The sequence below is a fragment of the Streptomyces sp. NPDC045695 genome (assembly GCF_056432025.1).
On the sequence record NZ_JBWKJU010000033.1, the window covers coordinates 19,748 to 42,453 of the forward strand.

Annotated in this window: 16 protein-coding genes and 1 pseudogene; 11 read left to right on the forward strand and 6 right to left on the reverse strand. The window is 73.3% G+C overall.

Features of this window, described 5'->3' with window-relative positions; translation table 11 throughout:
* Window positions 1-4: 4 nt before the first annotated feature.
* Entirely contained in the window at window positions 5-2,302 is a 2,298-nt protein-coding gene (locus AC07DU_RS32505; RefSeq protein ID WP_479115410.1) for a S9 family peptidase, read from the reverse strand.
* A gap of 45 nt (window positions 2,303-2,347) precedes the next feature.
* Complete coding sequence (locus AC07DU_RS32510; RefSeq protein ID WP_479036668.1) at window positions 2,348-4,129, reverse strand: N-acetylglutaminylglutamine amidotransferase; 1,782 nt, start codon at window positions 4,127-4,129, stop codon at window positions 2,348-2,350.
* 218 nt (window positions 4,130-4,347) lie between these two features.
* On the opposite strand from AC07DU_RS32510, the gene AC07DU_RS32515 reads away from it, so the two are divergent.
* On the forward strand, window positions 4,348-5,442 hold the full coding sequence (locus tag AC07DU_RS32515; RefSeq protein WP_479036671.1) for a carboxylate-amine ligase: 1,095 nt from the start codon (window positions 4,348-4,350) through the stop codon (window positions 5,440-5,442).
* 581 nt (window positions 5,443-6,023) lie between these two features.
* Here AC07DU_RS32515 and AC07DU_RS32520 read toward each other — a convergent pair.
* Window positions 6,024-6,449 (reverse strand): VOC family protein, encoded by a 426-nt coding sequence (locus AC07DU_RS32520; protein ID WP_479115412.1) that lies wholly within the window; start codon window positions 6,447-6,449, stop codon window positions 6,024-6,026.
* Window positions 6,450-6,820: 371 nt separating this feature from the next.
* Here AC07DU_RS32520 and AC07DU_RS32525 point away from each other — a divergent pair, with 371 nt between their 5' ends.
* From AC07DU_RS32525 to AC07DU_RS32555, 7 genes and pseudogenes are all read left to right on the forward strand, one after another.
* Window positions 6,821-7,780, forward strand: a complete 960-nt coding sequence (locus tag AC07DU_RS32525; RefSeq protein WP_479115414.1) for a MerR family transcriptional regulator — start codon at window positions 6,821-6,823, stop codon at window positions 7,778-7,780.
* 220 nt (window positions 7,781-8,000) lie between these two features.
* Complete coding sequence (locus AC07DU_RS32530; RefSeq protein ID WP_479115416.1) at window positions 8,001-9,314, forward strand: phenylacetate--CoA ligase family protein; 1,314 nt, start codon at window positions 8,001-8,003, stop codon at window positions 9,312-9,314.
* A complete protein-coding gene (locus AC07DU_RS32535; RefSeq protein ID WP_479115418.1) occupies window positions 9,311-10,723 on the forward strand; it encodes an MFS transporter in 1,413 nt (470 codons plus the stop codon). Before AC07DU_RS32530 ends, AC07DU_RS32535 begins: the two co-directional genes overlap by 4 nt.
* A complete protein-coding gene (locus tag AC07DU_RS32540) occupies window positions 10,720-11,865 on the forward strand; it encodes a GNAT family N-acetyltransferase (RefSeq protein WP_479115420.1) in 1,146 nt (381 codons plus the stop codon). The genes AC07DU_RS32535 and AC07DU_RS32540 overlap by 4 nt, the downstream gene beginning before the upstream one ends.
* A gap of 5 nt (window positions 11,866-11,870) precedes the next feature.
* Complete coding sequence (locus AC07DU_RS32545) at window positions 11,871-13,019, forward strand: LuxE/PaaK family acyltransferase (protein ID WP_479115446.1); 1,149 nt, start codon at window positions 11,871-11,873, stop codon at window positions 13,017-13,019.
* Window positions 13,016-15,532: an acyl-CoA reductase gene (locus AC07DU_RS32550; RefSeq protein WP_479115422.1), complete on the forward strand. Its 2,517-nt coding sequence runs from the start codon at window positions 13,016-13,018 to the stop codon at window positions 15,530-15,532. Before AC07DU_RS32545 ends, AC07DU_RS32550 begins: the two co-directional genes overlap by 4 nt.
* Window positions 15,533-15,822: 290 nt before the next feature.
* Window positions 15,823-16,125, forward strand: a pseudogene (locus AC07DU_RS32555) (ATP-binding cassette domain-containing protein); the annotation flags it as partial.
* A 70-nt stretch (window positions 16,126-16,195) separates the two neighbouring features.
* Here the strand turns inward: AC07DU_RS32555 and AC07DU_RS32560 are convergent.
* From AC07DU_RS32560 to AC07DU_RS32570, 3 genes are all read right to left on the reverse strand, one after another.
* Window positions 16,196-17,833, reverse strand: a complete 1,638-nt coding sequence (locus AC07DU_RS32560) for a N,N-dimethylformamidase beta subunit family domain-containing protein (RefSeq protein WP_479115424.1) — start codon at window positions 17,831-17,833, stop codon at window positions 16,196-16,198.
* A gap of 125 nt (window positions 17,834-17,958) precedes the next feature.
* Complete coding sequence (locus AC07DU_RS32565; RefSeq protein WP_453370566.1) at window positions 17,959-18,687, reverse strand: hypothetical protein; 729 nt, start codon at window positions 18,685-18,687, stop codon at window positions 17,959-17,961.
* Window positions 18,688-18,970: 283 nt separating this feature from the next.
* Window positions 18,971-19,285, reverse strand: a complete 315-nt coding sequence (locus tag AC07DU_RS32570; protein ID WP_479115427.1) for a hypothetical protein — start codon at window positions 19,283-19,285, stop codon at window positions 18,971-18,973.
* 224 nt (window positions 19,286-19,509) lie between these two features.
* Between AC07DU_RS32570 and AC07DU_RS32575 the strand changes: the two genes are divergently transcribed.
* The 3 genes from AC07DU_RS32575 (at window position 19,510) to gap (ending at window position 22,460) form a co-directional block, all read left to right on the forward strand.
* Window positions 19,510-20,289, forward strand: coding sequence for an alpha/beta fold hydrolase (locus tag AC07DU_RS32575; RefSeq protein WP_360899947.1), 780 nt, complete (start codon window positions 19,510-19,512; stop codon window positions 20,287-20,289).
* A 90-nt stretch (window positions 20,290-20,379) separates the two neighbouring features.
* The gene (locus AC07DU_RS32580; RefSeq protein ID WP_360899950.1) at window positions 20,380-21,336 is read left to right on the forward strand and encodes a GlxA family transcriptional regulator; all 957 of its coding nucleotides are present in this window, start codon (window positions 20,380-20,382) and stop codon (window positions 21,334-21,336) included.
* A 125-nt stretch (window positions 21,337-21,461) separates the two neighbouring features.
* Entirely contained in the window at window positions 21,462-22,460 is a 999-nt protein-coding gene (gene gap / locus AC07DU_RS32585; protein ID WP_479115429.1) for a type I glyceraldehyde-3-phosphate dehydrogenase, read from the forward strand.
* The last annotated feature ends 246 nt before the right edge of the window (window positions 22,461-22,706 follow it).

The window sequence follows — 22,706 nt, forward strand, 5'->3', positions numbered from 1 at the left end:
GCGCTCACCGGCCCGTCAGGGGCGGCGTGAGGTGCTGTTCCAGCCAGTCGGCGGCGGCCCGCCGGTAGAGGCGGCGGTTGTCCGCCCGCAGGAACTCGTGGCCCTCGTTGCGCAGGGTCAACAGCTCCGCCTCGACCCCGTGGTCGCGCGCGGCGCGCACGAACTGCTCCGACTCCGTCGGGGGGACGTTGGTGTCGTGCTCGCCGTGCACGGCCAGTACGGGGGCGCGCAGCCGGTCGATGCGGCTCATCGGGGACAAGTCGCGCAGCAGGTCCCGGTCGTGCTCGGGATGACCGTACTTGGCGGCCGCGGACTGGGCGATCCAGGGCTCGGTACCGGCGAAGAACGTCGCGAAGTCCGACATGCCGCACACGGCGACGCCCGTGCGGAAGAGCTCCGGGTGCCAGACGAGCGAGGCCATGGTGAGGTAGCCGCCGTACGAGCGGCCCATCACCGCCAGCCGCAGCGGATCGGCGTATCCGCTGGCGACCACGTGGGCGGCGCAGTCCGCGACGTCCTCGATGGCCGCGAACCGGCCGGTGCCGAGGTCGGCGTCCACGAAGGACCTCCCCCAGCCCGAGGAGCCGCGGACATCGGGGGCGAAGACGTCCAGGCCCCGGCCGAGGATCTCGTGGTAGAGCGGGCTGAACACCGGTCGCTCCTGCTCCTCGGGACCGCCGTGGAGATGGATCACGCACGGGCCCGGCCGGCCGGGGTCGCGTTCGGGCGCCCGGTAGTACCAGCCGCCGAGCAGCAGCCCGTCCCGGGCCGGGCAGCGCAGGGGGACCGGGCGGACCGGGGGCCGCCCGGGGGGCGCAGCGTCCTCGTCACGCGCCGTCCCGCCGGTGCGCACCGGCGGGAGGCCGCCGGTCAGCTCCCAGATGCCGGGCCTGCGCCGGGAGCCGGACAAGGCGGCGAACAGCCCGCCGCGCCCGAGGGGCGCCATCCGGGTCACGACTTCGTGCGGCAGGGACGACCGGTGCGGAGGGCCCACGGCGTCGTCCGCGTCGGCGCCCGGGAGGCCGACGCTCTCCAGCTCGCTCGCGCCGTGCACGTTCCAGGCCAGCAGGGCCCAGCGGCCGTGGTCGGGCAGGCTCAGCAGGTCGAGGGCGGTTCCCTGCCGCTCGGCGGCCACGGAGAGGTCTTGCGGTGCCGCGTCCTCGTCGAGGCGCACGCGCAGGAGCGCGGCGAACTCCCGGTCCGCGTCGCTGCGCAGCCACAGGGCGCGCGAGTCGCGGGAGAGGCGGCCGATCCACGGATCGCCGTCGGCGACCGGCAGCCGGAAGGTGACGTGTCCCGAGGTCCGGTCCAGCAGGAGGGCCTCACGGCGCCCGCGCGGCCCGCGGCGCAGCAGTACGAAGCGGCCCTCGGTGCCGATGTCGCACACGCGCAGTGAGGCGGCGCCCGCTTCGCTGTACAGCAGGACGGGCGCCTGCGTGCCGTCCGGGTCGAGGAGGTAGGCGGCAAGCCCTCCCCCGGCGTCCGCCCCGGCGGCCGGCGGCATGCCGGTGGTGGCCGCGGCGAGCGAGGCCGCTCCCGGCGGCGGCGTGAGGAGCGGCAGACCACCCGTCGCCGCACCCCCTCCCGTACCGGGCAGCGGATCGAGGAGGGTCGCGTGGCCGTCGCGTTCGGTCCATGCCGGCTCGGACGGGATGTCCGGGAGGGCGGGTCCCGCGTCCTGCGGCAGGTGACCGGCGCCGCTGTGGGTGCCTGGGGCGGCCGACGGCTGGGCGACCGTGACGGCCAGGGCGGAACCGTCGCGGGTCCAGCAGCCCAGGTGCGCGGAGGCCCCCGGCTCGGCGCCCGCGAGCACCTGCCGCCCGGCGCCGTCGGGGCGTACCGCCAGTACGCGCGTGTGCTCGCCGCCTCCGGGCGCCGAGGTGTACGCGATCCAGCGGCCGTCGGGCGACCACGACACCTCGGTCACCGGGTCCGGGTCGGCGTCCAGGACGTGCGGCTCACCGCCGCGCGCCGGAGCGCTCCACAGCTGGGGCACGCCGGCCCGGTCGCAGATGTACGCCACGTGCTCGCCGGTGGGGTCGGCCGACGGGTACCAGCACCCGTGGGCCGTGAGCACCGCGGGCGGGTCCGCCGCCGGCGTGTCGGCCAGCTGGAGGGGGACGGGAGCGGGCGCCGGTGCGGGCGGCGGACCCGGCGCGGCGCGGCCCGCCTCCGGTCCGACGACGCCGCCGGCTGTCGGCAGGCGTTCGGCGGGCGCGCCGTCGGCGTGCGGGGCCCGGCCCGGCGCCGGGGCGTGGGCGGGTCGGGAACGGTGCTGGCGTACGGAGCGGTCCAGGGGCATGTCGGGCCTCTTCGCGGGCTTCCGGGGGACTGTCACCGTTCGGGGTCAGTTGATGCCGTGGGTCTGCAACCAGATCTCCAGCGAGGCCACCTGCCACAGGGTGCTGGCTCCGCGTTTCGTGCGGTGGCGGGCGGGGTCCGCGAGCAGCCGGGCCACGCGGTCCTGGTCGAAGAGGTTGCGTCGGCGTGCTTCCGGGGCGGTCAGGGCGTCACGTACCCGGGTGAGCACCGGCTCGGCCATGTGCCGGACCGCCGGCACCGGGAAGTATCCCTTGGGCCGGTCGACGACCTCACGGGGCAGGATCTGCCGTCCGATGTCCTTGAGCACGCCCTTGCCCTCCTGCGCCAGTTTCAGTTCCGGGGGGCAGGCGGCGGCCAGTTCGACGAGCTCGTGGTCCAGGAACGGCACCCGTGCCTCCAGGCCCCAGGCCATCGTCATGTTGTCCACCCGCTTGACCGGGTCGTCGGTCATCAGCATGTGCACGTCCAGGCGCAGGGCGGCGTCGAGGGTGCTCTGCGCGCCGGGGGACGCCATGTGAGCGCGTACGAACTCCCGCGAGGCGTCGTGGTCGGCGACCACGTCCGGGTGCAGCAGGGCGGCCACGTCGGCGTGCGTGCGGTCGAAGTAGGCCTCGGCGTACGCGTCCGGTGCGTCGGCGCGCCCGGCGGCTGCGATACGTGGGTACCAGTGGTAGCCCGCGAACACCTCGTCGGCGCCCTGGCCGCACAGCACCACCTTGACGTCCTTGGCGACCTGCTCGGACAGCAGGTGGAACGCCACCGCGTCGTGGCTGACCATCGGCTCGCTCATGGCCCCGATCGCCGTCTCCAGCGCGGCGGGAAGCCGGTCGGAGGGAATCATGAACTGGTGGTGCTGCGTCGAGAACCGCCGGGCGACCAGGCGGGAGTAGTGGAACTCGTCGCCCTCCTCGTCGCCCTCCGACTCGAAGCCCATGGCGAAGGTGGCCAGGCCGCCCTGCCCCTCCTGCGCCAGCAGGGCCACGATCAGGCTGGAGTCCAGGCCGCCGGACAGCAGAACCCCGACGGGCACGTCCGCGACCGTACGGCGCCGCACGGCCGTGCGCAGGGCCTGCCGCAGGGCTTCCCGCCACTCCTGCGGGTCGGTGCCGAGTTCGGGGCGGCGGGTGTAGGAGGGCTGCCAGTAGCAGCGGTCACGGTAGGTACCGTCCCGCTCGACGACGCGGACGGTTGCCTGCGGCAGCTTGCGTACGCCGGAGAGTATGGTGCGCGGCGCCGGCACGGTGCCGTGCCAGCTGAGGTACTGGTGGAGCGCCACCGGGTCGAGAGAGGTGTCGACGCCTCCGCCTGCCAGCAGGGCGGGCAGGGACGAGGCGAAGCGCAGGCGGTCGCCGTCCTGCGCGAGGTACAGCGGCTTGATGCCCAGGCGGTCGCGGCCGAGCACCACACGGCCGGTGTGGTGTTCCACCACCGCGAAGGCGAACATGCCCACGAGCCGCTCGACGCAGGCGTCGCCCCACTGGCCGTAGGCCTTGAGGAGCACTTCCGTGTCGGAGTCGGAGAAGAAGCGGTGGCCCAGCCCTTCGAGGCGCTGCCGTAGCTCCCGGTAGTTGTAGACGCAGCCGTTGAAGACTCCGGTGATGCCCAGCTGCGGGTCGGTCATCGGCTGCGCGCCGCTCTCGGAGAGGTCGATGATCTTCAGTCGGCGGTGGCCCAGGGCCACCGCGCCCTGGGACCACACGCCTCTGCCGTCGGGACCCCGGTCCTCCATCTCATCCGTCATGCGCTCGACCGCGGCGAGGTCCGGCCGCCCGCCGTCGAAACGCACTTCCCCGCTCACGCCACACATGCGACACCCCTCATTGCGCTTGTACTCCGGGGCCACCGCATCTGCGGGCGCACCCGGTGATCGACATATGGGGCGCCTGCCCGCTCAAAGGTCTCTTAAGCGACGTGTTCGATCTCCGGGCCCTGCGGAGGAGCCGGGCGGGGGTCCGCGTGCGGTGCGCCACCCCGGAAAGCGGGCAAAAGTGAAGGAAACGGGCGGAGGCTGAAATACTCGCCCAGGTGATCACTGTCGGAGTCGAGGAAGAGTACCTGCTGGTGGATCCGGTCACCGGCCTTCCGGTCCCGAAGCTCGACGCGGTACGCGCGGCCGCGGGTCTCGATCCGGTCACCACGGAGGGCGAGGTACAGGCCGAGCTGCTGCAGGCCCAGGTCGAGGTCGCCACTCCCGTGTGCACCGACCTCGGCGAGGTCGGCGGCCACCTGCTGCGCCTGCGGCACGCCATCGGTTCCGCGGCGGAGCGGATCGGCTGCCGTGCGGCCCTGACCGGGGCGGCGCCGGTCAAGGCCGATGTGCGGGTGCCCGTCACGCGGAAGACGCGGTACCTGCAGATGCGCGGCCATGCCCCCCGCCTGGTGGACGAGCAGCTGATCAACGGCATGCACGTACACGCCGCCGTCCCGGACCGGGCCATGGGCGTCGAGGTGCTCAACCGGATCCGCGTCTGGCTCCCGACGCTGCTGGCCATGTCGGGGAACTCCCCGCTGTGGGAGGGACGTGAGACCGGCTTCGCGAGCTGGCGCACCCTCGTCTTCGGCCGCTGGCCGGTGAGCGGTCCCACGCCGGTGTTCGCCGGCGTCGACGACTACGACCGGCGCGTCGCCGCCCTGGTGGAGTCCGGCGTCATCGCGGACACCAGGCAGGTGTACTGGCAGGCCAGACTGTCGGAGACGTACCCGACCGTCGAGATCAGGTGCGCCGACGTCCAGCTGCGGGCCGACGACGCCGTGATGTTCGCGGGCATCGTACGGGCCCTGGTGGCCGTCGCCCTCCGGGAGGCCACATCGGGTGCGCCGCTGCCGGAGTGCCCCCAGGAGCTTCTGCACGCCGCGACCTGGCAGGCCGCCCGGCACGGCATGAGCGGTCCGCTGGTGGGGCCGTGCGGGGGCCGCCACAGTGCCCGCGACACCGTAGCCCTGCTCATGCGGCACATCGGTGCCGCCCTGGAGGAGGCCGGGGACACGCGCGAGGTGACGTCCCTGGTCCACCGGCTGCTACGGGACGGCGCCCCGGCCGAGCGGCAGCGCCGGGCGATGGCGGAGGGCGGCCTGCCGGCGCTGATCGACCTCATCACCACCCAGAGCACCGCGCCCTGAGGGACGGGCGAGCGGCCGGGCGCCGCGGGCGCCGAAGGGACGTACGGGTGCCGGTACGGGTGCCGGTACGGGTGCCGGTACGGGTGCCGGTACGGGTGCCGGTACGGGGCACATGGCGCCACGTTCGGCTGGACGTTCAACTGGCCAGGGCGAAGACGCCGATGAAGAAGGCCATGTAGAGCAGCAGGAGCGCACCCGCTACGGCCGCCGCGATGAGGAACGCCTTCATCACCCTTTCCGCGGTCCGGCGGTCGTGGGCGGGTCGCACAGGGCTCCGGGGGCTACGCTCGTGGTCGGTCACGGCGCCATTGTGCCGATCGGGGTGGCGGCGGGCCATCCGTAGAAGTACTCACATGCGACGGCCGCCTCCCGCGCACCGCCTGGCCGGCGGGGTGGAGCCCGGACGCGAAGGCGAGAACGTCGCGGACCGCTTCGCGCAGAGAGCCGAAGTGACGGTGTACGCCGTCCACCGAACCGGAGCGGACGTCCTCGTCCTCCAGCGAGCCGGGCCCGCCGGGTTCACTGATCACGCTTCGATCATGTCAGCAGGTTCCCGGCGGGCCGTTGGGGGGCTCGCCCTGTCAGGGACGTGCGTAGGGCCGGGTCATGATCTCCATGTTGTGGCCGTCCGGGTCGTCGAAGTAGGCGCCGCGACCGCCGAACAGACGGTTGGTCCGGCCGGGTTCGGTGTGGCTGGGATCGGCGTAGTAAGTGACGCCGACCGCCTCCAGGCGGGCGACCATGGCGTCGAACTGCTCGTCGGGCACGAGGAACGCGTAGTGCTGGGACTGGATCGGCTCGTCCCGCTTCTCGTAGTAGTCGAGCGTCACGCCGTTGCCGAGGTCGACGGGCAGGAACGGCCCGAACGGGGCGCCGACCTCCAGGCCCAGGATCGCGGCGATGAACTCGGCGGACAGGTGCCGGTCGCTGGCGTAGACGGCGGTGTGGTTCAGCTGGACGGCGGCCGTCGGCAGCTCGGAGGCGTGCGGGTGCTGGGCGTGGGACATCAGGATGGGTCTCCGGTCTCGTCTGCTGGGAACGGGCGCCGCGCGCGGGCGCCGGAGCTTGAAGACGCGGAGAAGAGGGGCGGGCCTCTGGCCCGCCTCGTGCTCACGCCGAGGCCGGGAACCCCACTCGTGCATGGCCCATGGCCGACCCGGCAGTCACCCGACCGACCTTACTGACCCACACGGCCCGGGGACAACGTCGTTTCTCGGCCGTGGCCGTGGCCGTGGCCGTGGCCGTGCCCGCAACGGGCGGGCCGGGCGTTCGCCATGCCCTGCGCGCGCAAGGTGTGCCGACCGTCTCGGCGGTCAGCCGAGAGCACGCGACGCTTAGCCTTGAGTCTCCAGTGACTGGAGACAGCAGGGTGGGGGACATGGACGTTACGACCCTCTACTCGATCGGGGAGCTTTCCCGGCGGACCGGCTTGTCCGTGAGGACCATCCGGTTCTACTCCGATGCCGGGGTGGTGGCGCCGACCACCAGAAGTCCCGCCGGCTACCGGCTCTACGACCTCGACGCGCTGCTCCGTCTGGAACTCCTGCGCACACTGCGGGAGCTGGGCATGGATCTGGCCACGGTTCAACGGGTACTGGACCGCGAGCTCTCGGTGGCGGAAGTCGCCGCGGCTCACGCCGACGCCCTCGACGTCCAGATCCGGGCCCTGCAACTGCGTCGGAGCGTTCTGCGAGCCGTGGCCGGATGCGGGGCCGATCCCGAGGAGACCAAGCTCATGCACAAGCTCACCCAGTTGTCCGGCGAGGAACGCCGACGGTTGATCGACGACTTCCTCGACGGCACCTTCGGCAGAGCGGACGCCGGGCCGGACGCGTCCGCGTTGGCCATGGTGCGCGCTGCCACGCCCGACCTCCCCGACGATCCATCCAGCGAGCAGGTCGCCGCCTGGGTGGAACTCGCCGAGCTGGTCGGTGACGAGGACTTCCGGGCCCGGATGCGCCGGACGGCCCGGTGGCAGGCCGCCGGGCGCGCGCTCGACATCGAGAGCGGTGCCGGCGAGGAACTGATGGAGTTCACCCGTCAGCAGGTGGCCGCGGCGATGGAATCGGGCATCGACCCGCTCGGCGACACGGCTGCATCCGTGCTCGACGACCTCGTGCACCGCTTTGCCGAGGTGTTCGCGCGCACCCCTGACGCGGAGTTCCGGGAGTGGATGGCCCGGCGGTTCGAAGAGGCACACGATCCCCGGGTGGATCGGTACTGGCGGCTGGTGTGGATCGTCAACGGCTGGCAGGTGGTACCGAACCTGGTCCCGGTGTACCCGTGGCTCATCCGGGCGCTGCGGCGGGGCGGGGCGGGGCGGGCTGACATGAACTAATCGTGATTACAGCCGCAATGGCCGGAAATCCTTGGCCAATTTGGTGACAAGCGCACTGATGTTCCATCATCGTGACTGCACGTCAGTTCTTGGCGTGCAGTCGAGGAGGCGGGGCGCCGGGGGCCCCCGTTCACACCGGCGGATCCCGCAGACGATCTCTCGCTTCGTCGCGCCCTGCCGTGGCTCCTCCCACCCACTCCCGTCACCTAGGCAAAGGCCCATGTCCGCCCAGCACCTCTCGGACCTCATACGTTTCGCCCGCCACAACTCGCCCTTCTACCAGGACCTTTACGCTTCCCTGCCGCCGCACTGCGACCGCCTGGCCGACCTGCCCGTGGTCGACCAGCAGGCGTTCTGGGCGGCCAACGCACTTCCCGACAGCCGCGTGCTGACCGGCCCGCTCAGCGAGGCGACGGTCTACAAGACCGGTGGCACCACCGGGTCCCCCAAGTTCTCCGTCTACACCCGCGACGAGTGGCGCACGTTCGTCACCGCCTTCGGCCAGGGGCTCGCGGACACGGGCCTGCGCCCGGGGCACCGGGTCGCCGACCTCTTCTACGCCGGGGAGCTGTACGCCAGCTTCCTCTTCGTCCTCGACTCGCTCGCCCACGCGCCCGTGGACAACGTCCGCCTGCCCATCGGCGGCGGCGCGCCGCTGGAGTCGACGATCCCCACCCTGCGGGACCTCGCCGCACAGGTACTGGCCGGCACGCCCACCACCTTGTGCCGGCTCGCCGAACAGGCCGTGTCGTCCGGTGTCCGGCTGGATGCCGTGGAGCTGCTCCTCTTCGGCGGCGAGGCCCTCTTCGACGACCAACGGCGACTGCTGGCAGCCGCGTTCCCCCGCGCCCAGGCCCGTTCCATCGGATACGCCAGCGTGGACGCCGGTCTGCTCGGCCGCCCCGTACCCGGCTCCGACGCCCGGGTCCACCGGGCCTTCACCCCGTACTCGGTCGTCGAGATCCTCGACGACTCCACCGACGAGCCCATCACCGAACCGGGGCGGCCCGGCCGGGTCGTCGTCACCAGCCTCTTCCGCCGCCTGATGCCGATCATCCGCTACCCCGCCGGCGACCGGGCCGAGTGGACCGGCACCGGGCCCGGGCACTTCCGGATCCTCGGCCGCGCCGAGGAAGGCGTACGGGTGGGCCCCGTGTCCCTCTACACCCAGGACGCCCATGACGCCGTGGCCGCGGCCGACACCGCGGGCCGCGTAGTCGGCATGCAGCTCGTCGTCCGCCGGTGGGACGGCCGCGACGGGCTCGTCCTGCGGCTGGCGACGGCGCCCGGCGACAACGCCGCCGGTGACCGCGCCGCTGGCCACCACACCACCCGTGACGATCCGTCCGGCCGGGAGGCGCTGGCCAAGGCCGTCGTCGCGGAGCTGGAGAGCGTACGGCCGCTGTACCCGGACAGCGTGCGCGCCGGGTTCGTGCATCCGCTGTCCGTCGAGTGGGCACGCCACCGCGACCTCGTCGTCAACCCGCGCTCGGGCAAGCTCGTCCGCGTCCTCGACGAGAGGCCGACCGCATGACCGCCGCCTCCGTGGCCGTGAGCGAAGCCGAAGACGGCGCAGCGGCCGGCGTCGGCGGCCGGCGCGCTCCGCTGATCCTGCGCAACCGCGCCTTCGGCGCCGTATGGCTCGGCCAAGTCCTCACCCAGGCCGCCGTACGCATGTTCCAGGTCGGCGTGTCGTGGTGGATCGTCGCCTACGCCGTGCGCGACGCCCGGGGTCTGGCCTCCGGGCTGTTCATGGCGGCCTGCACGCTGCCCGCGGTGGCGCTGGCGCCCGTCGTGGCCCGGGCCGTCGCCCGGTTCGCCCACCGTTCGGTTCTGCGGACCGCCGCCGGCCTGGCCGGCGCCGCCTCGGGCGCCCTCGCCCTGTGGGCCTACGGGGACGGTCTGCCGCTCCCCGCCGTGTACGCCGCCGCTCTCGCCCTGGCCACCTGCCAGGCGTTCTTCGACCCCTGCCTGACGACCTCCGTGCCCGCACTGGTCGACGACGCCGACATCGAGACGGCCACCGGCTTCGAGCTGTCCACCCAGTCCCTGGCCGGCCTCGGCGGAGCGCTGCTCGGCGCCCTGATCGTCGACCGGGCGGGCGTGGCCGGGCTGGCCGCAGGCTGCGCGGCCGCCTACCTCGGCGCCGCCCTCCTCGTCGCGAATGCCCGCTTCCGCACCGCCGCGACGGACGGGGTGGACGCGACGGACGGGGTGGACGGGACGGACGGGGTGGACGGGGCGCACGCGGCGGACGCGACCGACGCCGTCACAGCCGCGCCCCAGCGGCGTACGCTGCGCCGCATCCTCGCGGAACTGCCGTACGTGCGGCGGATCCTGGTCTGCTTCACCGCGGCGAACCTCTTCACCACCGCCGTGTTCGTGGTCATCCCCCTCTACACCCGCTCGGTCCTCCTCGGCGGGGGCGGCACCGTGGCACTGCTGGAGGCCTCCCTGGGCGCCGGCGCGCTCATCGGCGCGTTCACCGGCGCCCGCGTGCCGGGGCGTCCCACGGTCGCCGGTGCCTACTGCCTGGGCCTGATGGCCCTCGCCCTGGCGCTGCCCGGGCTCATCGCGCACCGCCTCGTCATGGCGGGCTGCCTGGTCGTGGCGGGCTGGTGCGCCGGGGCCGTCAGCGTCCGCTTCGTGGCTCTCTTCCAGCGGCTGGTGCCGGCGGCGGACAAGCCCGGCTTCTTCGCCGTGATGCAGGCCGTCCTGGGGGCCTCCCTGCCGGTGGCGTCCCTCGTGTTCGGCTCCGCCGGCGATGTCCTCTCGCCCCAGACGCTGTGCCTGGTGCAGGGCGTCGGCCTGGTCCCCGCCGCCTGTGCGCTCGCCCTGCTCGGTCCGGGTACGCCCGGTACGACCGGTACGCCCGCCCAGCCCGCAGCCGGTCGGGACGCCGGTGCGGGCCCCGACACGCTCCCCGTCGGAGGCCGGCCGTGAACCCCGTCATCACCCCGGCCGTCTGCGCCGACATCGCCGAACTGCGCCAGCTCTACTACGCCGTCTACGGGCCGCACTACCCCGTGGCCCTCGGCACCGACCCGGCCGAGATGGCCCGGCTCATCGAGGACCCGTACTCGCTCTGGCTCGTGGGCCGCTGCCCCCAGACCGGGGCCCTGACCGCGTCCGCCGCCATCCACGGTGAGGCGGGCAGCCGCATCGGCCGTCTGGAGGGCATCGCCGTACACCCGGGGCACCGCTCGACGGGCCTGGCCGGCGCCCTCACCGGGGCACTGTGCGCGGCGATGCTGGACACCGGGCGGCTGGACTCGGTGTACGCCACGGTGCGCACCGTCAGCGCCGGCCCGCAACGCGTCGTCGCGCGCAACGGCTTCCGCCCGCTGGGCATCCTGCCCAACGCCGTGGATCTGCGCAGCCGCGAAAGCCTCGCACTCTACGCGCGTCACTCCGCCGACGTGCTGGACCGCCGGATCCCCGTCACCGAAGTGCCCGCCCCGTTGCTGCCGTTGCTGCGCACGGCCGGGGCCGCGCTCGGCATCGACTACCCCGCGGTCCGGGCCGCCGCGGGCCCGCTCCCGGCGCCGGCGCCGCAGGAGGCCGCCGAGCGGCTGGAGTTGATCGAGGCGCCGGCCTTCGTACGCCGCCGGTTCCGCGAGCAGTTCCCCGGCGCCGAGGGCTGGTTCTACCCGCTGCACACCCCGAACGTGCTGCTCACCCCAGAGGACGGCCGGTTCGAGGTCTACGCCTACCTCAACCGCACCGGGGGCTACTGCTCCCTGCTGACCGCCCATCCCGGTCCGGCCGCGGCGGCCGCGTACCTCGGACCCGTCACCCGGGCCCTGGCCCGAGCGGGCGCCGGCTACGTCGAGGCCCTGGTGCCGCTCGCGCACCGGGAGGCCCTCTCGGCCTTCCTGTCGCAGGGGTTCGTCGCCGGGGCCGTCTACCCGGCGATGCGCGCCGACGGCGACGGCTTCCACGACTACGCCGTGCTGTCCCGTTCCAGCGAGCGGATCGACTTCCGCGGCGTCGTCGTCGAACCGCCCCTCCAGCCCTATCTGGACTGCTACGTGTCGGCCTGGGCGTCGACGCACCTGCCCACTTCATCCGAGGTTGCTCCATGAACCGCATGAACCCCCATCTCGCGCCGGTCGCCGTACCGGACCCGGCCCTCCTGCCCCACGTACAACAGCTGTGCGACCTGACCGACCCCTACGCCTTCGGGCCCGCGCAGGACGAACTCTTCGCCGCCGCCATGGCGGAGACCAACGCCTGGCACGCCGAGCACTCCCCGTTCTTCCGCTCCCTCTACGAGGCCACTCCCCCGGCGGAGCCGTACCGCGCGCCGCTCGTCCACGCGAACTTCTTCAAGCGGCACGAGGTGCTCTCCGTCCCGCGCGAGGACGTCGAGCTGCACCTGACCTCCTCCGGCACCACCGGCCAGAAGTCGCAGATGTTCTTCGACCACTGGACCATCCGCTCCGCCCAGCGCATGGTCGCCCGGATCTTCGAGCGCAACGGCTGGATCACCCCGGACCAGGAGGTCAACTACCTCCTGTACAGCTATGAGCCGGCGCCCTCCCTGAACCTGGGGACCGCCTTCACCGACAACTACCTGTGCGACTTCGCCCCGGCGCGCAGCGTCGCCTACGCACTGCGCAACACCGGCGGCGACCACGAGTTCGACCCCTTCGGCTGCATCGCCGCGCTGCGCCGCTTCGAGCGGGAGGACGCTCCGGTCCGCATCCTCGGCTTCCCGGCCTTCCTCTTCTTCACCCTGGAGCGGATGCGGGCGATGGGCCTGCCTCCGCTGCGCCTGCCCGAGGGCTCCCTCGTCGTCCTCGGCGGCGGCTGGAAGGGGCACGCCGACCGGCGCATCGGCAAGGAGGAGCTGTACGCCCGGGTCACCGAGCAGCTCGGCATCCCGGGTGAGCGGATCCGGGACACCTTCGGGTCGGTCGAGCACTGCATCCCGTACATCGAGTGCGACCACCACCGGCTGCACGCGCCCGTCTGGTCGCGGGTGACGATCCGCTCCACGCGCACGCTCGAACCCCTGCCGTACGGGGAGCCGGGTTACCTGCACCTCGTGTCGCCGTACATCACCTCCGTGCCGGCGCAGAGCGTGGTCATGGGCGACCTCGCCTCCCTCCGGCCGGGGGAGGACTGCGGGTGCGAGCTGCAGACCCCCTGGTTCACCGTGCACGGCCGTGCCGGGGTGAGCCGCAACCGCAGCTGCGCGGTGGCCGCAGCCGAACTGATGAAGGGCATGGCGTGAGCGAGACCGAGAAGCACCACTACTGGCAGGGCGCCTTCGTCGACGACGAGGAGGCCGGGCGACGCCTCGCCGAGCTGCCGGCCGCGGTCGAGGCCGCGCTGGCCACGGTGCTGGAGACCGAGACCGTCCTGGCCGCCTGCGACGCCCTCGCCGGCGCGCTGCGTGAGCCGGCCCACCCCGTCCACGCCCGGCTGGCCCCGCACCTTCCCGCCGGGCAGGACCCGGCCGTACTGGCCGAGCTCGGCGCCCTCCTCGGCCGGCGGGAGCTGACCCGCAAGCTGCGCCGGGAACTCGGCGGCGCGGCTCCCGGCCGGCTGAACCGGGCCGATCCGCGCGAGACGGTCTACGAGGCGTGGGCGCCCGTCGGCCTGGTCGCGCACATCGCCCCCGGCAACGCCGCGACGGTCGCGCCGCTGAGCATCGTCGAGGGCCTGCTCGCCGGAAACGTGAACATCCTCAAGACCAGCAGCGCCGACACCCTGCTGACCCAGCACCTGATGGCCGAGCTCGCGGCGCTGGACCCCAGCGGTGCACTGGCGGCGCGGATCGTCGTCCTGCGCTTCCCGTCCTCCCGGCAGGAGTGGCTGCGCCTGATGTGCGCGCCCGCCGACGCCGTCGCCGTATGGGGCGGGGAGGGCGCGGTCGAAGGGGTCGCGGCCCATGTGCCCGCCGGCTGCCGGCTGGTGGAGTGGGGGCACCGGATCTCCTTCGCCTACCTGACGGGGGACGCCTGGTCGGATGCCTGCGTCCTCGAAGCCCTCGCGGACGACGTGTGCCTGCACGAGCAGCAGGCGTGCTCCAGCCCCCAGGTGGTCTATCTCGACACCGAGGACGAGGGCGAGGTGTTCGCCTTCGCGGAACGGTTCGCCGCGGTCCTCGCGGACCGGCCGGCGGCCGTGGCCGCCGCTTCGGCGGGCGGGCCGGACCCCGCCGAGGCGGCCGAACTGACCACGACCGAGCTGGTGGCCCGGCTGGAGGAACACCTGGGCCTGACCCGGGTGTTCGCCGCTGCCGACGGCTCGTGGCGGGTCATGGCCGACACCCGGTCCCCGCTGACCGCCTCGCCGCTGCACCGCAGCGTGTGGGTCAAGCCGCTGCCCCGCAAGCGGCTGATCGCCACGTTGCGTCCGATGCGCCGCTACCTGCAGACGGCGGGCCTGGCGGGCAGCCGGACCGACGTCGCCGAGCTGTCCCGTACCGTCCTGGCCGCGGGTGTCACCCGCGTCACGCCGGTCGGCGCGATGCTGGAGAGCTACGCGGGCGAGCCGCACGACGGGGTCTACGCCCTCCAGCGGTACAGCCGCCGCGTCGCCGTCCAGGCGGACCCGGCCCGCTTCGCCACCACCGCCTGCCTGGACGACCTGGCCCTGCCCGTCGTCCTGCCGCCGCCCGCGGGCCCCCTGCTGGGCAAGGAGGACGTGCAGGAGCGGGGCCGGCAGATCACGCGGGCCGATGCCGAGCTGTACTTCCGCAGTGGCGGCAGCACCGGCGCACCGGCGCTGTCGGTCTTCAGTTACGACGACTACGACACCCAGATGCACGCCGCCGCCCGCGGTCTGCTCGCCGCCGGCTACGACCCGGTCGGGGACCGCACGGCCAACCTCTTCTACTGCGGCGGCATGTACGGCAGCTTCATCAGCTTCTTCTCGGTCCTGGAACGGCTCGGCGGCGTACAGCTGCCGCTGTCGGCCGGGCCCGACCACCGGGCGACGGCGCAGGCCGTCATCGACCACGGGGCCGACACCCTCTTCGGCATGCCCTCCTACCTGTGGCAACTGCTCCACGCGGAGGCGGACTCCCTGCGCGCGTACGGAGGCCTGCGCAAGATCTTCTACGGTGGCGAGCACTTCACCCAGGAGCAACAGCGCACGCTGAAGGAGACGTTCGGCATCGAGACCGTCCGCTCGATCACCTACGGCAGCACCGACCTCGGCCCGCTGGGCTACCAGTGCACCGAGAGCTCCGGCGGTGTCCACCACCTGCACGCCGACCTCCACACGATGGAGATCCTGGACCTGACCGAGGACCGGCCGGTGGCCCCGGGCGGGACGGGCCGGCTGGTCTTCACCACGCACGCCCGGCGCGGCCAGGACCTGGGCCGCTACGTGATAGGCGACCTCGGCCGGGAGGTCCCGGGCCGCTGCGCCTGCGGCCGGCACGCGCCCCGCTTCGAGCTGAGGGGTCGCACCGGTGACGTGATGCGCGTGGCGACGTACTTCCTCGACCACCGCCGCTTCATGGACCTGGCCGAGGAACAGGGGGGCCACCGGGGCGAGCTGCAGATCCGGCTCGACGGTGCGCAGGCGCGCGAGCGGCTGACCGTACGGGTGGAGCGGGCCGCGGCGACTGACCCGCAGCGGCTGCGGGAGGTCTTCCTGGCCGGCTACCCGGAGCTCCGGTCGGCGGTGACGGAACGCCTGCTGGACCTGGCGGTCGAGGCGGTCGACGGCGCGTCGCTGGACCGCAGCCCGACCAGCGGCAAGCTCCTCGCGGTGGTGGACACGCGCCGCTAGGGCTGGGACCGGGATGGGTGCGGGACCGCCTCCGGCCGCGACGGCCGGGGGCGGTGCTTTCCCGCGCCGGCAAAAACGCCCTTTTCGGCCCGGCGCACCGGTGTCCGCGCCGCCGCCTGGGAAGCGGTGTCCGCGACCCTCTCGGCGGTCGTGGTCCAGGTTGCTTCCTGGTCGTGCTGGGGGTGGGGGGCGCGCGCGTCACCTCGGGCGCCATCGGGGTCTCCACCCTGGTCGCGTTCCTCCTCCACCTCTTCCCACTCGCCCCCCCCGGATCGGCCAAATGGTGGAAGGAGCGCCAGCGCGTCGCGATCGCCAGGGCCCTGCTACGCCGCCCGAGACTGTTGCTGCTGGACGAAGCCACTTCGCAGCTCGACGCGGCCAACGAGGCGGCACTGCGCGACACCATCACCGACCTCGCCGGCCGCATCACCGTCCTCGTCGTCGCCCACCGCCTGTCCACGGTCACCACGGCCGACCGCATCGTGGTGATGGAGGCCGGCCGTGTACGGGCGGTGGGCACCCACGCCGAACTCCTCACAGCGGACGCCCTCTACCGCGAACTGGCCACCACGCAGCTGCTGAACGGCCGGTGAGCGCCGGCAGTGCGATGACGACGTCGAGCGTTCGCCTTCGCTCGACGAGCCCCCTCGTGGGGAGGCGTGCTCAGGAGCAGGAGGAGGATGCGCTCGTGTCCCCGTAAAGGGCGGCCAGATTGTCCTGGGCGGGCTGGGTCCGCCCAGCCTCCCTCCGTGCGAACGCGCGCAGGACGTTGGCGGTGACCGTGCGCGTGAAGTGTCCCGCGCGTGCGTCCAGGCCGTGGGGGGCCTTGCCGGTCCCGGGCGCCCCGGCGTCGAGCGCCTCGACCCAGCGCATGGTGCCCGTGGCGAAGACCGCGGCGCCTCCCGGCAGGGTCAGGTAAGCCGTATCCGCGTACGAGCACCGCCCCTTGCACGTCACCGGCGAGTGCGCGAGGACCTCGATCGGCCGCGGCGTCGGATGGGACAGGTTCACCCGGTCGAACTCGACCCCCACCAGGTGGGGGAAGGAGTCGCCGGCCCGCGCGCCGGTACCCGCCAGGAGCCAGTGGTCCGGGTGGGAGACGACGTAGGGGGCGTTGACCGGATAGCCGTCGTAGATCACGCCGAGCAGCGAGCTCTCCGGCTCGGGGGCGGGCTCGCGCCGGAAGTCGTTCGTGGGTGGGAGGCCCTGCTGGAAACCGGGGTCCTGGGCGTAGTCGTTCTTATAGCAGACCACGATGCGGTCCGGCGCGGTGGAGGAGGCGGCGAAGCGGATCCTGCGGTAGCAGCAGTTCGCGCCGAGGACGGCGAGGTTCGTCCCCGCATCGCGCGCCCGGGTCACGTGGCGGCGCTGCTCGGGACTCCAGTATTCGTCGTGGCCCGGGGAGACCATGGCGGCCGCCCCGCGCAGGAGGTCCGGATCGCGTGCGACGTCCAGGCCCGTCGTGTACGCGAGGGGAAGACCGAGGCGCTCGGCGAGCGCGATCAGGGGCGCCTCGAACACGAGGAACTGGCCGGCGCCTTGCCGGTTGGCGTACGGGCGGTCGAAGGAGACCTGGAGGGACCGCGACCCGTTCTTGCCCGTCGAGCCCTTGTAGAGGTCCGCGCCGCCCCAGCGGTTGTACGCCTGCCACGTGGCCACGGCGTTGATCACGACCGTACGGCCGGCGGTGCAGGAGGACCGGACGGTAAGCGGCACGTAGCGCTGGGCCCGTCCGTCCTGGGTGTCCAGCCGCAGCAGATAACAGCCTTCCGGCCACCCCGAGGTGTCCACCCGTGCCGTCGGCTCCCACGGAGCGTGCGCCATCCGCGTGCCGGGGTCGATCGTGGCCGGCGGCTGGCGGACACCCGGCAGAGCGGCCGACTTCCAGACCAGGCGGGCCCTGGCGCCGCCGTACCAGCCCATCCGGTACGCGGAGACGGTGTAGAACGCCGAGGTCGTCGAGACCCGCAAGGTGAACGGCTCACCGGGGCATACGCTGACCCGGTCGGCGAAGCCCTCGACGGCGCCCGCCGGTCCGGCCCGGGTGATCCGCCAGTCGGGGGAGCCGGGCAGCGCGTTCTCAGCCTCTACGTCGAGCCCGTCCCCTCGCCGGACGCGATCCACGCCGGTGTCGGTGGCGTCGGCTGAGTCGGCAGCCGCCGCGGCCTCGGCGACCCCGGCGGCCGTCGTGAGCCCCGCGGGCCAGGGCGCGAGCACGGCGGCGGCGAAGCCCAAGAACAGCCGGCGCCCGGGCGCCTTCCGGCGCTCCCCCGCCCCGCCGGGCAGCCCCGTCTCCTCCACGACATCACCCCGAGAGTCAGAACCACATGGGAAAACCGTTCTAACCCATGACGCCCCCGCTCCCCCGCGCGCCACGAGGGCGCGCCCGGTGCGGAAGCGGGATCGCGCTTCGCGGCCCCCGCAGGTCAGGCCGGGGCGTTCCAGGCCGTCGTGAGCCCGTCCAGCCACGCGGGCGGCAGCGCCGCGGCGTCCCACTCCTCACGCAGCTCCTGCGGCGCGGCCACCAGTCGCTCCAGTACGGCGATGCTCGTGGCGGAGTGGAGGAGCGAATAGCGGCCGTGCACCGTGATGGAGCTGTCCGGTCCGTACGCCGCGAACAGCCGCTCCAGCCGAGTCCGGTGGGCGGCGACGAACTCCGTCAGCCGTCCGGCGTACCCGGCGCGCCGGCGGCGGCTCATCGTGCCGAGGACGGCGGCGAGCACCTCGTCGGTCACCTCCGGATCCAGCTCCGAGCCCGCGGTGAACGAGAGGTACAGAGGGGTGACCGCCACGCGCGCCCGCGCCACCTCCATGCGCCCCGCCCGAGGACGCTCCCCGGCCGGACCCTGCTGCCCGTCCGCCCCCACGACCTGGACCAGGGTCCGCTCGGCGACGGCGCCCAGCCCGTCCAGGAGGCAACCGGCGCCGTCGAGCCAGCCCGACTCGTACGCCTCTCCCTTGTCGCCCGGCACGCTCAAGCCGCCGCTCAGCTCCTCGTGCGCGAGGGCCAGCGCACCCGCTTCCAGGAGCCCGACCAGTTGCCACGCGTCACCGGCCGGGATCCCCCCGCGCGCGAGGAGCTGCAGCAGCGTCGTCCTCGCGTTGTCGACACTGACCTCGTCCGGCCACTGCCGTCCCTCGTCGGCCGCGCTCATCAGTTCCTCCTCATCACCCGGGTAGTGCGGTGTGTGCGACACGATCGCTGCCCTCTACGGTCCAACGCCCGACAGCCAGGCTGTGCTCCCCATCAGCGCACCGATCACATCGACGCCCTGACCCGTCACACCGCTCGGCCCGGCCCGGCCCGGCCCCGGCCATCACGAACCAGGGCAGTATCCGATCCGCCTGCTCACCGGACCGGACTGGCGACAACATCATCACAGGCCGGGCTCGGCGGGACGCCGAGGACGTTCAAAGCCATCCGGTCAGACCGCCGGGTCAGGGGTGCGCTGTCATCGCTCCCGCCGTGTCGCACAGGGCGGTGCGCAGGTGGACGAGAGCGTCGTAGTCGGCGATGTCCGTGAACCGGGCCAGCAGGCGGTCGATGAGCGCGTCGTCGCCGACTGCCACCGCGCGCACGATCGCCTCGACCGCCTCCCGCACCGCGGGGGACGGCTCCTGCGGACCGTCCGGGGCCCAACCCGGAGCAGTCCGCGGCCCGGTGGGCCACTGCGCCACCTCGACCCGCACACCGCGGGCCACGCCGAGCCGGGCACGCACCGGCCTGACGACGAGCCCTCTCTCCATGGTCATGCACCGATCCTGGACCGCCTTGAAACCGGCCAAACCCCCTCGCCTCACGGAAAGGAGGCAGGACGGGAGTGGTACCGGGGGGCGCGCTTTCCGGCCATCGACGCGCTCACCCGCCGCGGCGCGGCGCAACAGCCAGCCGCGGCACGCCACGGACGGGGGCATCTCCGCAGCGAAGACCACCGCGCCCCGTCGGCCGGCAGCGCCTGCGCCGTTAGCCTGCGGGGATGGAGATCCGAGCGGGCCGAGTGCCGGTCCACTACGTGGAACACGGCACCGGCCTGCCCGTGCTGGTGCTCCACGGCGCCGGCGTCGATCACCGCGAGGCGGAGGCGTGTTTCGAGCCGGTCCTCGACGGCGCTGCGGGGCTCCGGCGGATCTATCCCGACCTCCCTGGAACGGGCAGAACCCCCGCTCCCGAGACGCTGCGCAGCGCCGACGACGTCCTGGACACCCTGCTCGCCTTCGCCGACGAGGTCACGGGCGGGGCCGCGCACCTCCTCATCGGTCACTCGGCGGGCGCGTACTACGCGCAGGCGATGGCTGCGCGGCGCCCCGCGCACGTCGCCGGTCTGGCGCTCGTCTGTCCCCTGCCGGCGGGGCTTCGCGACGTTCCGGAGCACCGCGTCGTCACCGGATCCGAAGAGATCGGTGACGACGCATTCCGGAGTTACTTCGTGATCCACACCCCGGAGATGCTCGAACGGTACGACCGTTACGTCGCCCCGGCGGCCGCGCTCGTCGACGAGGCAGCGCTGGAGCGGATCGGCGAGCGGTGGGCGCTCACCCCCGATCACGCGCCGGCATACGCGGGGCCGACGGTGGTCGTGGCCGGACGGTTGGACTCGACGGTCGGGTACGCCGGCGCCGTCGACCTCGTCGACCACTACCCGCACGCCTCCCTCGCCGTGCTCGACGACACGGGACACGCCCTGCCCCACGAGCAACCGGAACTCCTGCGCGCCCTCCTCACCGAGTGGCTCGCGCGCGTCGAGCGCTCGATGTGAAACGAAGCGGGTTCGGCCGGGATCCCGCCGGGATCTTCGGAGCCTTCCCCTCCGCCTTCGTGCGCACCGGCCCCGCGTACGCTCGTCCCCGTGCCAGCCTCCCGCCTCCACCGTGTCGCCGTCCTCGTCCTCGAAGGTGCGAAGCCCCTCGACGTCGGCATCCCCGCGCAGGTCTTCACGACCCGGGCGAGCATGCCGTACGAGGTACGGGTGTGCGGCGCGGCGCCCGGCCTCGTGACCGGCGGCGACGGCCTGTCGTACCACGTGACCCACGGGCTCGACGCGCTCGCGTGGGCCGACGTCGTCTTCGTCCCCGGCTACCGCTTTCCGGACCGCGACGACCCGCCGCAGGCCGTCATCGACGCCCTGATCGCCGCGCACGCCCGTGGCGCGCGGCTCGCCGCCATCTCGACGGGCGCGTTCGCGCTCGCCGCCACGGGTCTGCTCGACGGCAGACGTGCCACCACCCACTGGCACTACGCCCGCGCCCTCGCGGCCAGGCACCCCCTCGTCCGGCTCGACGAGAACGTCCTCTTCGTCGACGAGGGGAGCGTCCTCACCTCGGCCGGCGCCGCCTCCGGCATCGACCTGTGCCTGCACATCCTGCGGGGCGACCTCGGCGTGGCCGCCGCCAACCACGCGGCCCGGCGCCTGGTGGCGGCCCCCTACCGCAGCGGCGGCCAGGCGCAGTACGTGCCGCGCAGCGTGCCCGAGCCGCTCGGCGAGCGGTTCGCCGCCACCCGCGAGTGGGCGCTGCACCGGCTCGGCGAGCCCCTGACCCTGGAGGCGCTCGCCCGGCACGCCGGGGTCTCGCCCCGCACGTTCTCGCGCCGCTTCGCCGAGGACACGGGGTACACGCCGATGCAGTGGGTCATGCGCGCCCGGATCGACGTGGCCCGTGAGCTCCTCGAACGCTCGCAGCGCGGCATCGAGCAGATCGCCGCCGACGTCGGTCTCGGCACGGGGGCGAACCTGCGCTCGCACTTCCAGCGCATCCTGGGCACCACCCCGACCGAGTACCGGCGCACCTTCACCCGGGGCGAGTAGCCGGCCGCTGGTCTGCCACCGGCCTGCCTCCCCGTGGCGAGATCCTTTTGAACCATGGCGATCACGCCGCTGTCGCGGGCAGGCGCCGGGCGCGAACCTGATGGCGAACGAAAGGGACATCGCTCATGACTCGCATCGCCATCAACGGATTCGGCCGCATCGGACGCAACGTGCTGCGTGCGCTCCTCGAACGCGACAGCGACCTCCAGGTCGTCGCCGTCAACGACCTCACGGAGCCCACCACCCTCGCGCGGCTGCTCGCCTACGACACCACCTCCGGGCGGCTCGGCCGGCCGGTGACCGTCGACGGAAACGTCCTCGTCGTCGACGGCCACCGCATCACGGTGCTCGCCGAGCGGGAGCCGGAGCAGCTGCCGTGGGCCGAGCTCGGCGTCGACATCGTGCTGGAGGCCACCGGCCGGTTCACCTCGGCCGAGGCCGCCCGTGCCCACGTCAAGGCGGGTGCCAGGAAGGTGCTCGTCAGCGCGCCGTCCGAGGGGGCCGACGTCACGCTGGCGTTCGGCGTCAACTCCGACGCCTACGACCCGGACGCGCACACGATCGTCTCGAACGCCTCGTGCACGACCAACGCGCTCGCACCGCTGGCCGCGGTGCTCGACGACCTCGCCGGCATCGAGCACGGCTTCATGACGACGGTGCACGCCTACACGCAGGAGCAGAACCTGCAGGACGGCCCGCACCGCGACGCCCGTCGGGCCCGCGCCGCCGCCGTCAACATCGTGCCGACGACGACGGGCGCCGCCAAGGCGATCGGCCTCGTGCTGCCGAACCTGGAGGGCAAGCTCTCGGGCGATTCGATCCGCGTGCCGGTGCCGGTCGGCTCGATCGTCGAACTGAACACGACCGTCGCCCGCGACGTGACGCGCGAAGAGGTCCTGGAGGCCTACCGGGCCGCGGCCAGTGGCCCGCTGGCCGGTGTGCTGGAGTACTCGGACGACCCGCTCGTGTCGTCCGACATCACGGGAAACCCCGCCTCGTCGATCTTCGACTCGGAGCTCACCCGCGTCGACGGCCGCCACATCAAGGTGGTCGCCTGGTACGACAACGAGTGGGGCTTCTCCAACCGTGTGATCGACACGCTCACCCTCCTCGCCACCCGCTGACGAGACGGCCACGGCGGATGACGCCGGCAGCACGGCTCGCAGCTACGCGGGGCCGCCACCCCGTCCGGTGGCGGCCCCGCGGCGCGTTCGAGCGCCTCGACGCCGCGAGGTCCTGTCCGGACAACACACCTAGGCCGTCTCTTCCGGATCTTGCCGAACCCGCGGCGTCTGGCACCGCACCTGGCCGCGTTGTCGGGACGTCCGGGTACGTCCAGTACGCGGCACGCCCCTCCGCCTTGCCATGCA

Bases quoted from the DNA above. Each gene is read 5' to 3' on its own strand.
- AC07DU_RS32565 (WP_453370566.1), bottom strand. From the start codon at position 18,687: ATGAGCGCGGCCGACGAGGGACGGCAGTGGCCGGACGAGGTCAGTGTC.
- AC07DU_RS32575 (WP_360899947.1), top strand. From the start codon at position 19,510: ATGGAGATCCGAGCGGGCCGAGTGCCGGTCCACTACGTGGAACACGGC.
- AC07DU_RS32510 (WP_479036668.1), bottom strand. From the start codon at position 4,129: ATGTGTGGCGTGAGCGGGGAAGTGCGTTTCGACGGCGGGCGGCCGGAC.
- AC07DU_RS32530 (WP_479115416.1), top strand. From the start codon at position 8,001: ATGTCCGCCCAGCACCTCTCGGACCTCATACGTTTCGCCCGCCACAAC.
- AC07DU_RS32545 (WP_479115446.1), top strand. From the start codon at position 11,871: ATGAACCCCCATCTCGCGCCGGTCGCCGTACCGGACCCGGCCCTCCTG.
- AC07DU_RS32520 (WP_479115412.1), bottom strand. From the start codon at position 6,449: ATGTCCCACGCCCAGCACCCGCACGCCTCCGAGCTGCCGACGGCCGCC.
- AC07DU_RS32525 (WP_479115414.1), top strand. From the start codon at position 6,821: ATGGACGTTACGACCCTCTACTCGATCGGGGAGCTTTCCCGGCGGACC.
- AC07DU_RS32505 (WP_479115410.1), bottom strand. From the start codon at position 2,302: ATGCCCCTGGACCGCTCCGTACGCCAGCACCGTTCCCGACCCGCCCAC.
- gap (WP_479115429.1), top strand. From the start codon at position 21,462: ATGACTCGCATCGCCATCAACGGATTCGGCCGCATCGGACGCAACGTG.
- AC07DU_RS32570 (WP_479115427.1), bottom strand. From the start codon at position 19,285: ATGACCATGGAGAGAGGGCTCGTCGTCAGGCCGGTGCGTGCCCGGCTC.
- AC07DU_RS32535 (WP_479115418.1), top strand. From the start codon at position 9,311: ATGACCGCCGCCTCCGTGGCCGTGAGCGAAGCCGAAGACGGCGCAGCG.